This is a genomic window from Streptomyces sp. HD, assembly GCF_028369295.1.
GTDB lineage: Bacteria > Actinomycetota > Actinomycetes > Streptomycetales > Streptomycetaceae > Streptomyces.
In genome coordinates this window covers 279,829-293,215 of sequence record NZ_JAQMYP010000003.1, presented here as the reverse complement: position 1 = coordinate 293,215, position 13,387 = coordinate 279,829, and the positions used below count along the sequence as shown (strand labels likewise).

Genomic DNA, 13,387 nt, shown 5'->3' with positions numbered 1-13,387 from the left:
TCATGGATTCCGTTGAGGTTGATGCCTATCTCCGTCGCCTTGGGGTCGAGCACCCGGCGTGGCCCACCGTGGACGTGCTGCGCGAACTGCATCTGCGCCATCTGCAGACGGTGCCCTTCGAGAACCTGTCGATCCACCTCGGCGAGGAGATCGTCCTGGCGGAGAAGCGGGTGCTGGACAAGGTGGTGGGGGCGCGACGGGGTGGGTTCTGTTACGAACTGAACGGGGCGTTCGGGACGTTGCTCGGCGCGCTCGGCTTCGACGTGACACTGCTCGCGGCGCGTGTCCACGGCAAGGAGGAACGGCTGGGGATTCCCTACGACCACATGGCGCTGAAGGTGCGCACGGTGGACGGCGGCGCGTGGTTGGCGGACGTCGGCTTCGGGGCGCACAGCCACTATCCGCTGGCCTTCGAGGCGCGGGGTGAGCAGGTGGATCCGGCGGGGGTGTTCCGGATCGTCGAGGCCGGGCCGGACGCGGCCGGGGTGCGCGGCGGGCACGACGTGGCCGAGGCGGCGGACCTGGAGGTCGTCATGGACGGCAGACCGGAGTACCGGCTGGAGCGGCGGCCGCGGGTGCTCGGTGATTTCGTGGCCGGGGCGTGGTGGCACAGCACCTCGCCGGCCTCGCACTTCACCCAGTCACTGGTGTGTTCGCGGGTGACGGAGGAAGGCGGGCGGATCACGCTCAGCGGCCGCACGTTCAAGGCGACGGCGGCCGACGGGACACGTGAGGAGCGGGAGTTGGGCACGGACGAGGAGGTGCTGGGGGTGTACCGCGAGCGGTTCGGGATCGAACTGGACCGGGTGCCGACGGTGCGAAAGCCGAACGGGGAGGGCTGATTCGAGGGCGGGGCCTGGGCGGGTGAGGACGGGCGAGGACGCACCGGGTCGGGCGAGGACGGGCGAGGGCAGGCAGGAACACCCAGGACGGGCGAAGGCGGACGGGCCAGTCGGGCCACTCGGGCCGCTCGGGCTGCCCAGGGCGCCCGGAGTGCCTGGGTTGCCCAAGGTGCCCGGAGCGCCCGGAGTGCCCGGGTGGTCCTTCCGGATCGGGCACAGAGGTCACTCAGGGCTGCACGTGCTGCTCGTGCCAGGACCCGCGCGCTCGTCACTCCTCGGGTGCCTGAGAATTGCTCCGTGAGCGATGTGAGACATGTGCTGGTGCTGCCCGACCGTGACGCGGCGGAGGAGGTCGCGGAGGCGCTCGGGGAGCGGTTCGGTGTCGACGAGGAGCCCCGGCTGGTGCGGGACGCGCTGGCCGGCGAGGACGATGCCGAGGACGCCCAGTGGCTGGTGGTGCTGCGGGACGAGCAGGGGCGGCTCGATCCCGGGAAGCTGGATGAGTTCGCGGGGGAGTGGGACGGCTGGCGGGAGGAGCCCTAGGGGCTCCTCGGCGGTCAGCGCACTCGTGCCGTTGCCAGGTAGATGGTGAAGGCGCAGGGGACGAGCCCCTCCGGCGTCGTCATGTCGCGCACCTCGGCGAAGAAGGCCGTGCGCAGGCGCTCGACGGTCGTCTCGTCGAGCGGGCCGAGGTCGTAGACGCCGGAGAGGGCGGCCCATACCTGGTCCACCGGACCGCTCAGATCGATGGGGACGGTCTCCCAGTCCACGGCGGTGAAGCCTGCCGGGCCGAGGAGCTCGTCGAGTCCCTCGCGACTGCGTGTCCTGCTGTCACCCAGCGACGGGATGCGCTGTGAGGCGGGCGCCGCCTGGATCGTGCCGCGCAACAGCCCGATGAACAGCTCGTAGGCCTCGCCGCCGACGGCTCCGCCACCCAGCACGCAGGCCAGGGTCCCGCCGGGGGACAGCACTCGGGCGATCTCGGCGACGACCTGCTCGATATCGCCCATCAGCATCAGCGCCATGTGGGAGACACAGGCGTCGAAGCCGTCGTCGGCGAAGGGGAGCGTCTGGGCCCGGGCCACTTCCAGGCGCGCCCCGGCGAGCGTCGGTCGCTGCCGTGCCAGGGCCAGGCACTGTGGGGACAGGTCCACGCCCGCGAGCTGTCGTCCGTCACCTCGGGCCAGGAGCTCAAGCAGCAGGCCGTCGCCGCAGCCGAGGTCCAGCACGCGCCTGCTGTCGGCCACCCGGTCGCAAAGGATCTCGTAGCTGGACCGGCCGTCGGGAGCGCGGCCGCAGCCGAGCGCCTCCGTGGTCACCGCCGGGTGCTCGGCGTGGAACGCTTGCAGGAACGCCTCTTGCGATGCGGTGGTCGTCACCGACCCAACCTATGTGAGCAGGACGACCCGTTGTCAGTGGCCCATGGGATGCTTTACGCGATGGCCAGGAAGACTGCGAACGAAGACCTTCTCGCCCCCGTGACCCTTGCCGTGGGTCAGGAGGAGCTGCTGCTCGACCGTGCCGTGCGGGAGGTGGTGGTCGCCGCCCGGGCCGCCGATGCCGACACGGACGTGCGGGACCTGACCTCGGACCAGCTGCAGCCCGGCACGCTGGCCGAGTTGACCAGCCCCTCGCTGTTCGCGGAGCGCAAGGTCGTGGTCGTGCGCAATGCGCAGGACCTGTCGGCGGACACGATCAAGGACGTGACGGCGTATCTGGGGTCGCCGGCCGAGGAGATCACCCTCGTGCTGCTGCACGCCGGTCAGGCCAAGGGCAAGAAGCTGCTCGACGCCGCGCGCAAGGCGGGGGCGCGGGAGGTGGCGTGCCCGAAGATGACCAAGCCGGCGGACCGGCTTGCGTTCGTGCGCGGCGAGTTCCGGGCGACCGGGCGGTCCGCGACGCCGGAGGCCTGTCAGGTGCTGGTCGACGCCATCGGGAGCGATCTGCGGGAGCTGGCGTCCGCGGTGAGTCAGTTGGTCGCGGATGTCGAGGGCACCATCGACGAGGCCGTGGTCGGGCGGTACTACACCGGCCGGGCCGAGGCGTCGAGCTTCACCGTCGCCGACCGGGCGGTCGAGGGGCGGGCGGCCGAGGCGCTGGAGGCGCTGCGGTGGTCGCTGGCGACCGGGGTGGCGCCCGTCCTGATCACCAGCGCGCTCGCACAGGGCGTACGGGCCATCGGGAAGCTGTCCTCGGCCCGCGGCGGACGCCCCGCCGACCTGGCGCGCGAGCTGGGCATGCCGCCGTGGAAGATCGACCGGGTGCGACAGCAGATGCGGGGCTGGACGCCCGACGGAGTGGCGGTCGCGTTGCAGGCGGTCGCAGAGGCCGACGCCGGTGTGAAGGGCGGCGGGGACGACCCCGAGTACGCCCTGGAGAAGGCGGTCGTCACCATCGCGCGGGCCGCGCGGTCCCGGGGGCGCGGCTAGGGAGAAGAGAGGAGAATCGGGCGTATCAGCCGTACATCGCCGGACATCAGGGAAGGTGGCGATCAGGCATGGCTGAACACCCGCACGCAACTCTCGTCCGCAAGGGTTATGAAGCCTTCACGCGGGGTGACATGGACGCCCTGCGTGGGCTGATGACATCGGACTGCACGCATCACGTGCCCGGCAACCACCCGCTGTCCGGTGATTTCAAGGGGCAGGACGCGGTCATCGAGATGTACGGCCGGCTCTTCGAGGAGACGGCCGGGACGATGCAGGTCGAGCTCCGCAGCCTGCTCGTCGACGGCCGGGGGCATGTGGTCTCCGTGCACCGCTTCAAGGCGGAGCGCCAGGGCAAGAGCATCGACGAGGACGAGGCGATCGTCTTCCGGGTCGTGGGAGACAAGATCAGCGATCTCGACGAGTGCATCGCGGACCTCGACAAGTCCAACGACTTCTGGTCGTGACCGTCGCCGCAGGGGCCTGATCGTCGTAGGAGAGGCCCGACCATACCGAAGGCCCCGGCCTTCGTCCTGGGGAAGGACGGAGGCCGGGGCCTTCGGTTCAAGCTGCTGAGCCCGTACCCGCGTGGCGAACGCAGGCCGCGTACAGGCTCGGGGTGCCGGACGGGAGCGGATGAGAGAGGGCCCGCTCGATTCCCTCCGGCGGTCAGATCAAAGAAGAGGTTCAGCCCTTGAGGGCAGCGACCTTCGAAGCAAGCGCCGACTTCTTGTTGGCGGCCTGGTTCTTGTGGATGACGCCCTTGGAGACGGCCTTGTCGAGCAGACGCGCGGCAGCGCGCTCGTGCTCGGTGGCCTTCTCGACGTCACCCGCGGCAGCGGCCTCACGGGCCTTGCGGATCGCGGTCTTCAGGGAGGACTTGACGGCCTTGTTGCGCTGCCGAGCCTTCTCGTTGGTCTTGATCCGCTTGATCTGGGACTTGATGTTCGCCACGAATGAGCCTTTTCAGGTTCTGGCACGGGGCCGCACGGGACCCGTACCGATGATTTTCTTGGGGTGTGCCTCGTGCTGAGAGGGCATGAGACACAGCCACCCAGGCTACCAGCGGCCCCGCGGCCACCCCAAACCGGTCGCCGAAGCCCGCCCATCGTGGCCCAAACCACCCCCGGGTCGCCGCCCGTGGGACCATGGAACCTACGTATCGATCCGACCCGAGGCATAAGGCGCCTCAAGAGACAGGACCCTGCGTGCCCGCGACCCCTAACAATGTGCCCGAGCCGAGCCGTACCGACCCGGCTCTGATCCGCAATTTCTGCATCATCGCGCACATCGACCACGGCAAGTCCACGCTCGCCGACCGGATGCTCCAGCTGACCGGTGTGGTCGAGCAGCGGCAGATGCGTGCTCAGTACCTCGACCGGATGGACATCGAGCGCGAGCGCGGCATCACGATCAAGTCCCAGGCGGTGCGCCTGCCCTGGGCTCCGACCCATGAGCCCGGCAACACGCACATCCTCAACATGATCGACACCCCGGGGCACGTCGACTTCACCTACGAGGTCTCGCGGTCGCTCGCCGCCTGCGAGGGGACCATCCTCCTCGTCGACGCCGCCCAGGGCATCGAGGCCCAGACCCTCGCCAACCTCTACCTGGCGATGGAGAACGACCTCACGATCATCCCCGTGCTGAACAAGATCGACCTGCCGGCCGCGCAGCCCGAGAAGTTCGCCGAGGAGCTCGCCAACCTGGTCGGCTGCGACCCCGACGACGTGCTCAGGGTCTCCGCCAAGACCGGCGTCGGCGTCGACGCGCTGCTCGACAGGGTGGTCAAGGAGGTCCCCGCGCCGGTCGGCGTCAAGGATGCCCCCGCCCGCGCGATGATCTTCGACTCCGTCTACGACTCCTACCGCGGTGTCGTGACGTACGTCCGTGTCATCGACGGCCAGCTCAACAAGCGCGAGCGCATCAAGATGATGTCGACGGGCGCCACGCACGAGCTGCTGGAGATCGGGACGAACTCGCCCGAGATGCTGTCGGCCGACGGCCTCGGCGTCGGTGAGGTGGGTTACCTCATCACCGGCGTGAAGGACGTCCGCCAGTCCAAGGTCGGTGACACCGTCACCAGCCAGCAGAAGGGGGCCACGGAGGCGCTCGGGGGGTACAAGGACCCCAAGCCCATGGTCTTCTCCGGCCTGTATCCGCTGGACGGCTCCGACTACCCGGAGCTGCGCGAGGCGCTGGACAAGCTCCAGCTCAACGACGCGGCCCTCGTCTACGAGCCGGAGACCTCCGCGGCCCTCGGCTTCGGCTTCCGCGTCGGCTTCCTCGGCCTGCTCCACCTCGATGTGATCCGTGAGCGGCTGGAGCGCGAGTTCGGCCTCGATCTCATCGCCACCGCGCCCAACGTGGTCTACCGGGTCGTGATGGAGGACGGCAGCGAGCACACCGTCACCAACCCGAGCGAGTTCCCCGAGGGCAAGATCAACGAGGTGTACGAGCCGGTCGTGCGCGCCACGATCCTCGCGCCCACCGAGTTCATCGGCTCGATCATGGAGCTGTGCCAGACCCGGCGAGGCACCCTGCTCGGCATGGACTACCTCTCCGAGGACCGCGTCGAGATCCGCTACACCCTGCCGCTCGCGGAGATCGTCTTCGACTTCTTCGACCAGCTGAAGTCGAAGACGCGCGGTTACGCCTCGCTGGACTACGAGCCCACCGGCGAGCAGACCTCCAGCCTGGTCAAGGTCGACATCCTGCTGCACGGTGACAAGGTCGACGCCTTCTCGGCGATCACGCACAAGGACGCGGCGTACGCGTACGGCGTGCGGCTCGTCGCCAAGCTGCGTGAGCTCATCCCGCGGCAGGCCTTCGAGGTCCCCATCCAGGCCGCCATCGGCTCCCGGGTGATCGCCCGCGAGACCATCCGCGCCATCCGCAAGGACGTCCTCGCCAAGTGCTACGGCGGCGACATCTCCCGTAAGCGCAAGCTGCTGGAGAAGCAGAAGGAAGGCAAGAAGCGGATGAAGATGGTGGGTTCCGTGGAGGTTCCGCAGGAGGCCTTCATCGCCGTGCTGAGCAGCGATGACAGCGCGGGGTCGGGCAAGGGCAAGAAGTAACCTCCGGTAACGGTCGGTGACCCGGCAAACCGGTGCAACAGGGGTCCGTCGTACGCAAGTGCGGCGGGCCTCTGTGTATACGGCGGGTAGTCCTCTGGAGGAAGTGACAGGCCGCTGCCCCTTACGCGGTGGCCGGTCGGCCTTTACTCTGATCCCTGCTCGATAGTTACTCGCGAGTTAAACAACGGCTCGCGAGTGAAGACCGCCGTAATGAGCCGGCCGCAAAGCCGGCTATTGAGCCAGCCGCACAGTCGCGGGCCCGGAGGATGTCGTGAGCGACACACAGACCCTGATCGAGAACCGTCCGCCGAGCGTGGCGACCCTCTTCCTGGAGCGCGTGGCGGCCTCGCCGGACGCCGAGGCCTACCGCTATCCCGTGCCGTCGGCCTCGGGCCAGGGTGCGGACGACTGGAGGTCGCTGAGCTGGGCGCAGGCCGCCGAGCGGGTCTACGCGATCGCGGCCGGGCTCATCGAGCTGGGCGTCCAGCCCGAGCAGCGGGTGGCCCTCGCCGCCTCGACCCGGATCGAGTGGATCCTCGCCGACCTGGGCATCATGTGCGCCGGTGCCGCGACGACCACCATCTATCCGCAGACCAACGCAGAGGAGTCGGCGTTCATCCTCTCCGACTCCGAGAGCCGGGTGCTCATCGCCGAGGACGCGGCGCAGCTGGCCAAGGCGGTCGAGAAGCGCGCCGAGCTGCCGTATCTCACGCATGTCGTGGTCATCGACCCGGCCGGTGTCGAGACCGCCGACTGGATCCTCACCCTCGACGAGCTGGAGAAGCGCGGCGCGGCCCGGCTGGAGAAGGACGCCGACCTGGTCAAGGAGCGGGTCGCTGCGATCACGTCCGATCAGCTCGCCACCCTGATCTACACCTCCGGCACCACCGGCCGCCCCAAGGGCGTACGGCTGCCGCACGACAACTGGTCGTACATGGCGAAGGCGATCGCCGCGACCGGGCTGGTCAGCAGCGAGGACGTGCAGTACCTGTGGCTGCCGCTCGCGCACGTCTTCGGCAAGGTGCTCACTTCCGGCCAGATCGAGGTCGGGCACGTGACCGCCGTCGACGGCCGGGTCGACAAGATCATCGAGAATCTGCCGGTCGTGCAGCCGACGTACATGGCCGCCGTGCCCCGCATCTTCGAGAAGGTCTACAACGGGGTCGCCGCCAAGGCCCGCGCGGGCGGTGGCGCCAAGTACAAGATCTTCCAGTGGGCCGCCGAGGTCGCCCGCGAGTACGCCAAGGTCACCCAGGACAACTTCCGGCGCACCGGCACCCACTCCGCGCCGTTCGGCCTCGCCGCCAAGCACAAGGTCGCCGACACGCTCGTGTACGCCAAGATCCGTGAGGCTTTCGGCGGCAACCTGCGCGCCTGCGTCTCGGGGTCGGCCGCCCTCGCCCCGGAGATCGGCTACTTCTTCGCCGGCGCCGGCATCCACATCCTGGAGGGCTACGGCCTCACCGAGTCCTCCGCCGCCTCCTTCGTCAACCCGGGCGAGGCCTACCGCACCGGCACGGTCGGCAAGCCGCTGCCCGGCACGGAGGTCCGTATCGCCGACGACGGCGAGATCCTGCTGCGGGGCCCCGGCATCATGGAGGGCTACCACGGGCTGCCGGACAAGACCACCGAGGTGCTGGAGAGCGACGGCTGGTTCCACACCGGTGACATCGGCGAGCTGTCTCCGGACGGGTATCTGCGCATCACCGACCGCAAGAAGGACCTGATCAAGACGTCGGGCGGCAAGTACATCGCGCCCGCCGAGGTCGAGGGGCAGTTCAAGGCCGTCTGCCCGTACGTCTCCAACATCCTGGTGCACGGCGCCGACCGGAACTTCTGCACGGCGCTGATCGCGCTGGACGAGGTCGCGATCCAGGCGTGGGCCGAGGAGAACGGGCTGTCCGGGAAGTCGTACGCGGAGATCGTGGCCGCGCCGATCACCGTCGAGATGGTCGACGGCTACGTCAAGAAGCTCAACCAGGGGCTTCAGAAGTGGCAGACCATCAAGAAGTTCCGGCTGCTGCCGCGGGATCTCGATGTGGAGCACGGGGAGATCACGCCGAGCCTGAAGCTGAAGCGGCCGGTTGTGGAGCGGGAGTACAAGGCGCTGATCGAGGAGATGTACGCCGGTACGCGGGAGGCGTAGCGCCTCGGCGGAGGGGGGCGGGGGACTGCGCGCGGGTGCCGGTTCGTCGTGGCTGGTGCGCCCGCGCGGCGGAGTCGCAAATCGATACAGTCCCGCGCCCCTTGGGGTCAGATTCCCTGGCCCTTGTTGATCAGGCGCCGTAGCTCTTTCACCTGTGTGCGCAGGGTCGGCAGGTCCGGACTGTCGGCGGCCAGTTGTTCCTCCAGTACGGCCAGTCGGGTCCCTATCTCGCCGCCCCGGGCCTGTCGCTGGGCCAGCAGGTGTTCCAGCTCGCGGCTCTTGCGGTACAGGTCCAGGAACACCGTCACCTTCGCCCGCAGCACCCACGGGTCGAACGGCTTGGTCAGATAGTCCGCGGCGCCTGTCGCGTAGCCGCGGAAGGCGTAGCCGGGGTCGTCCTCGGCGCCGGTCAGGAAGATGATCGGGACGTCCTTGGTCTGGTCGAGCCGTTTGATGTTCGTGGCCGTCTCGAAGCCGTCCATGCCCGGCATCCGGACATCGAGCAGAACCAGGGCGAACCGCTGGCGCAGCAGCGCCTTCATGGCCTCCTCGCCCGAACGTGCGCGGACGAGCGGCTCGTTGAGGGACCCCAGGACGGCCTCCAGCGCGATCAGGTTGTCCTCCATGTCGTCGACCAGAAGGATTCCCGCACGCTCGTCGGTCGTTGCCTCAGCGCTCATGGTGAAGTGGCCTCATTCGGTGATCGTCGGCGGGACCACTTCCTCCTCGGAAGGGCTCGGTCCCGGTTCTGCGGTGTTGTCCGGATTCGCGACGGCCGGCTCGCGGCGCTCCGCGCCCTCGGGGTCCAGGAGGTCGCAGACGACGGTCAGCAGCTGATCGACGTCCACCGGCTTGGGCACGTAGTCGTTGGCGCCCCGCGCGATGGACTTCTCCCGGTCGCCGGGCATGGCCTTCGCGGTCAGCGCGACGATGGGCAGGTCCGTCCAGCGCGGGGTGCGACGGATGGCGGAGATCGTCTCGTAGCCGTCCATCTCCGGCATCATGATGTCCATCAGGACGAGTTCGACGTCCGGGTTGCGCTCCAGGGTCTCGATGCCCTCGCGGCCGTTCTCCGCATACAGCACCGGCATGCCGACCCGGCCCAGCACATGGGTGAGCGCGAAGACGTTGCGGATGTCGTCGTCCACGATCAGCACCCGCCGGCCCGGCAGCACCCGGCCCGCCCGGCCCGTCTGCCACGCCTCCAGCTTGGTCGGCGTCGGCCAGGTCTCGTCCGCGTCGTGGGCGGTCGGGTAGGCCTCGGCGGACAGCTCCGGAGCCGGCAGCGGACGGTTCTCGGGGACCGGGCCGGTGGCCGAGTGACCGGGGCTGACGACCGGGACGTACAGCGTGAACGTGGAGCCCTGGCCGGGTTCGCTCTCGGCGACGATACGGCCGCCCAGCAGGCCCGCGATCTCCCGGCTGATGGACAGGCCCAGTCCCGTGCCGCCGTACTTGCGGTTGGTGGTGCCGTCGGCCTGCTGGAACGCCTCGAAGATGACCGGGAGTTTCTCCGGCGCGATGCCGATGCCGGTGTCGGACACCTCGAACGCGATCACCTGGTCGCCCTCGTGGGCGTAGTGGTGCTCGGGGTCCTTCACCCGGTTCACCCGCAGCTCGACCCGGCCCGTCGCCGTGAACTTGATCGCGTTGGACAGGAGGTTGCGCAGGATCTGCTGGAGGCGCTGCTCGTCGGAGTACATCTCGCGCGGCACGTCCTCGCCGACCGACACCTCGAAGGCGAGCCCCCGGTCCAGGGTGAGCGGACGGAACGTGGCGTGGACGTAGTCCAGCAGCTTGATGAGCGGCAGCTTCTTCGGGCGGACGTCCATCCGGCCGGCCTCGATCTTCGACAGGTCCAGGATGTCGTTGATCAGCTGCAAGAGGTCCGAGCCGGAGCGGTGGATCGTCGTCGCGAACTGCACCTCCTGGTCGGAGAGGTGGCCGTCCGGGTTGTCGGAGAGCAGACGAGCAAGGATCAGCAGGGAGTTCAGGGGGGTTCGGAGTTCGTGCGACATGTTCGCCAGGAACTCCGACTTGTACTGCGACGACGTCGCCAGCAGGGCCGCCTTCTCCTCCAGTTCGGCGTTGGAGCGCTGCAACTCCGCCTGCTGCATCTGGAGTTCGTCCGAGCGCTCCTGGAGCTGCATGGCCAGGCGCTGGGACTCGCCGAGCAGGGACTCCGTACGGGAGTTGGCGATGATCGTGTTGATCGCGACGGCGATGGTGTTCACGAACTGGTCGAAGAACGCCAGGTGGACGTCGGAGAAGCGGGAGAAGGAGGCCAGCTCGATCACGCCGAGGAGCTTGTCCTCGAAGAGGATCGGGATGATGACGACGCTGGTCGGCGCCGCCTCACCGAGCCCGCTGTTGATCTTGATGTAGTCCGGCGGGGCCTCCTCGACGAGGATCCGCTTCTTCTCCCGGGCCGCCTGCTGTACGAGCCCGTGCACCGGCAGACCGCCCGTCTCGATGGTCGTGCCCTGCGCCGAGCCGTACCCGGCGATGAACGCGAGCCCCTTCGCCGGCATGGTGGTGCGCAGCGCGGCGCTCTCCTCGTTCGGGTCGGCCAGGAAGAAAGCGCCGTACTGGGCGTTCACCAGCGGCGTCAGCTCGCGCAGCAGCAGGTCGGCGACCTCCATCAGGTCGCGGTGGCCCTGCATCAGGGCGGCCAGGCGGGCCAGGTTGGACTCCAGCCAGTCCTTGGCGCGGGTCGTCTCGCGCAGGTTGGCCACCATCAGGTTGATGTTGTCCTTCAGCTCGGCGACCTCGCCCTGTGTCTCGACCGTGATCGAGCGGGACATGTCGCCCTGGGCCACCGCGGAGGCGACCTCGGCGATCGCGCGGACCTGGGTGGTGAGGTTCGACGCGAGTTCGTTCACATTCGTCGTCAGGCGCTTCCAGGTGCCGTACACGCCCTCCACCCGGGCCTGGCCGCCGAGTTGGCCCTCGGAGCCGACCTCGCGGGCCACGCGGGTGACCTCGGAGGAGAAGGAGGAGAGGGTGTCGACCATCGTGTTGATGGCGGTCTTCAGCTCCAGGATCTCGCCGCGCGCGTCCACGTCGATCTTCTTGGAGAGGTCGCCGTTGGCGACGGCGGTGGTGACCTGGGCGATGTTGCGGACCTGTGAGGTGAGGTTGTCGGCCATGTAGTTGACGTTGTCGGTCAGGTCCCGCCAGACCCCGGAGACGCCCAGCACCTGCGCCCGGCCGCCGAGCCGGCCGTCGGTGCCGACCTCGCGGGCCACGCGGGTGACCTCGTCGGCGAAGGCGCGCAGCTGCTGCACCATCGTGTTGACGGTGTCCTTGAGTTCGAGGATCTCGCCGCGGGCGTCCACGGTGATCTTCTTGGAGAGGTCGCCGTTGGCGACGGCGGTGGTGACCTGGGCGATGTTGCGGACCTGGGACGTCAGGTTCAGCGCCATGAAGTTGACGTTGTCGGTGAGGTCCTTCCACACGCCGCTGACGCCGCGTACCTGGGCCTGCCCGCCGAGGTTGCCCTCGGTGCCGACCTCGCGGGCGACGCGGGTGACCTCGTCGGCGAAGGCGGAGAGCTGGTCCACCATCGTGTTGATGGTCGACTTCAGCTCCAGGATCTCGCCCTTCGCCTCCACCGTGATCTTCTTGCCGAGGTCGCCCTGGGCCACGGCGGTGGAGACGAGCGCGATGTTGCGGACCTGGGAGGTCAGGTTGTCCGCCATGAAGTTGACGTTGTCGGTGAGGTCCTTCCATACGCCGCTGACGCCACGTACCTGGGCGCGCCCGCCGAGGTTGCCCTCGGTGCCGACCTCGCGGGCGACGCGGGTGACCTCGTCGGCGAAGGCGGAGAGCTGGTCCACCATCGTGTTGATGGTCGACTTGAGTTCGAGGATCTCGCCCTGGGCGTCGACGGTGATCTTCTGACTCAGGTCGCCGTTGGCGACGGCGGTGGTGACCTGGGCGATGTTGCGGACCTGGGACGTCAGGTTCGACGCCATGAAGTTGACGTTGTCGGTGAGGTCCTTCCACACGCCGCTGACGCCGCGTACCTGGGCGCGCCCGCCCAGCTGTCCTTCGGTGCCCACCTCGCGGGCGACCCTCGTCACCTCGTCGGCGAAGGCGGAGAGCTGGTCGACCATCGTGTTGACGGTCAGCTTGAGTTCGAGCAGCTCGCCGGTCGCCTCGACGGTGACCGTGCGGGTCAGGTCGCCGCGGGCCACGGCCGTGGTCACCAGGGCGATGTCGCGCACCTGGGCGGTCAGCCGGGACGCCATCGTGTTGACCGCCTCGGTCACGTCCCGCCAACTGCCGGACAGCCCCTGCACCTTGGCCCGGCCGCCGAGCCGGCCCTCGGTGCCGACCTCGCGGGCGACACGGGTGACCTCGCCGGTGAACAGGGAGAGCTGGTCGACCATCTTGTTCACGGCCCGGCCCAGACGGCGCAGGTCACCGCGTAACTGGCGGCTGCCGTCGTGCAGATCGACGCGCTGGGTCAGGTCGCCGCCCGCCACCGCGTCCAGGACACGCGTCGCGTTCGCCGCCGGGGCCACCAGGGCGTCGAGCACATGGTTGACGTCGTTGACGCGGGTCGTCCAGTCGCCCTGACCCGGGCTCGCCGAGAGCCGCTCGTCGAGTCGGCCGTGCCGCACCAACTCCCGTTTCACCCGCTGCATCTCGCCGTTGAAGTGGGTGCTGCGGTCCATGATCTGGTTGAAGACCGCGGTCAGCTCAGCCACCACTCCCTCGCCGGTCTCCGGGAGGCGGCGGAAGTCGCCGTCGCGGGCCGCGGTCATCGCGGCGAGCAGCGGGCGTAGTTCCGATGCTCGAATTTGACCGTCTTTCTGTCCGTCTTCGAGCACACGCGTAGCACGGTTCTCACTCATGGCGGCCCACTTCGGTAACTCGGTGCTTATGGGC

Annotated in this window: 10 protein-coding genes; 6 read left to right on the top strand and 4 right to left on the bottom strand. The window is 68.8% G+C overall.

The window, feature by feature from the left end:
• Positions 1-2 precede the first annotated feature (2 nt).
• Together POF73_RS04715 and POF73_RS04710 are read left to right on the top strand one after the other, a co-directional pair.
• Positions 3-842, top strand: a complete 840-nt coding sequence (locus POF73_RS04715) for an arylamine N-acetyltransferase family protein (RefSeq protein WP_272113157.1) — start codon at positions 3-5, stop codon at positions 840-842.
• A gap of 297 nt (positions 843-1,139) precedes the next feature.
• Entirely contained in the window at positions 1,140-1,385 is a 246-nt protein-coding gene (locus POF73_RS04710; RefSeq protein ID WP_272113156.1) for a hypothetical protein, read from the top strand.
• A gap of 14 nt (positions 1,386-1,399) precedes the next feature.
• Here the strand turns inward: POF73_RS04710 and POF73_RS04705 are convergent, their stop codons facing one another.
• The gene (locus POF73_RS04705; protein ID WP_272113155.1) at positions 1,400-2,221 is read right to left on the bottom strand and encodes a class I SAM-dependent methyltransferase; all 822 of its coding nucleotides are present in this window, start codon (positions 2,219-2,221) and stop codon (positions 1,400-1,402) included.
• Between the two features lie 60 nt (positions 2,222-2,281).
• Here POF73_RS04705 and holA point away from each other — a divergent pair, with 60 nt between their 5' ends.
• Together holA and POF73_RS04695 are read left to right on the top strand one after the other, a co-directional pair.
• Complete coding sequence (gene holA / locus POF73_RS04700) at positions 2,282-3,271, top strand: DNA polymerase III subunit delta (RefSeq protein WP_272113154.1); 990 nt, start codon at positions 2,282-2,284, stop codon at positions 3,269-3,271.
• Positions 3,272-3,339: 68 nt separating this feature from the next.
• Positions 3,340-3,735 carry a nuclear transport factor 2 family protein gene (locus tag POF73_RS04695; protein WP_272113153.1) on the top strand — a complete coding sequence of 132 codons (396 nt, stop codon included), beginning with the start codon at positions 3,340-3,342 and terminating at the stop codon, positions 3,733-3,735.
• A 220-nt stretch (positions 3,736-3,955) separates the two neighbouring features.
• Here POF73_RS04695 and rpsT read toward each other — a convergent pair whose 3' ends face one another.
• Positions 3,956-4,222, bottom strand: a complete 267-nt coding sequence (rpsT, locus tag POF73_RS04690) for a 30S ribosomal protein S20 (protein WP_272113152.1) — start codon at positions 4,220-4,222, stop codon at positions 3,956-3,958.
• 254 nt (positions 4,223-4,476) lie between these two features.
• On the opposite strand from rpsT, the gene lepA reads away from it, so the two are divergent.
• Positions 4,477-6,345 (top strand): translation elongation factor 4, encoded by a 1,869-nt coding sequence (gene lepA, locus POF73_RS04685; RefSeq protein ID WP_272113151.1) that lies wholly within the window; start codon positions 4,477-4,479, stop codon positions 6,343-6,345.
• A 271-nt stretch (positions 6,346-6,616) separates the two neighbouring features.
• Positions 6,617-8,491: an AMP-dependent synthetase/ligase gene (locus tag POF73_RS04680; protein ID WP_272113150.1), complete on the top strand. Its 1,875-nt coding sequence runs from the start codon at positions 6,617-6,619 to the stop codon at positions 8,489-8,491.
• A gap of 107 nt (positions 8,492-8,598) precedes the next feature.
• Here the strand turns inward: POF73_RS04680 and POF73_RS04675 are convergent, their stop codons facing one another.
• A complete protein-coding gene (locus tag POF73_RS04675) occupies positions 8,599-9,171 on the bottom strand; it encodes a response regulator (protein ID WP_272113149.1) in 573 nt (190 codons plus the stop codon).
• A 12-nt stretch (positions 9,172-9,183) separates the two neighbouring features.
• Positions 9,184-13,263 (bottom strand): HAMP domain-containing protein, encoded by a 4,080-nt coding sequence (locus POF73_RS04670; protein ID WP_443049415.1) that lies wholly within the window; start codon positions 13,261-13,263, stop codon positions 9,184-9,186.
• Positions 13,264-13,387: the final 124 nt, after the last annotated feature.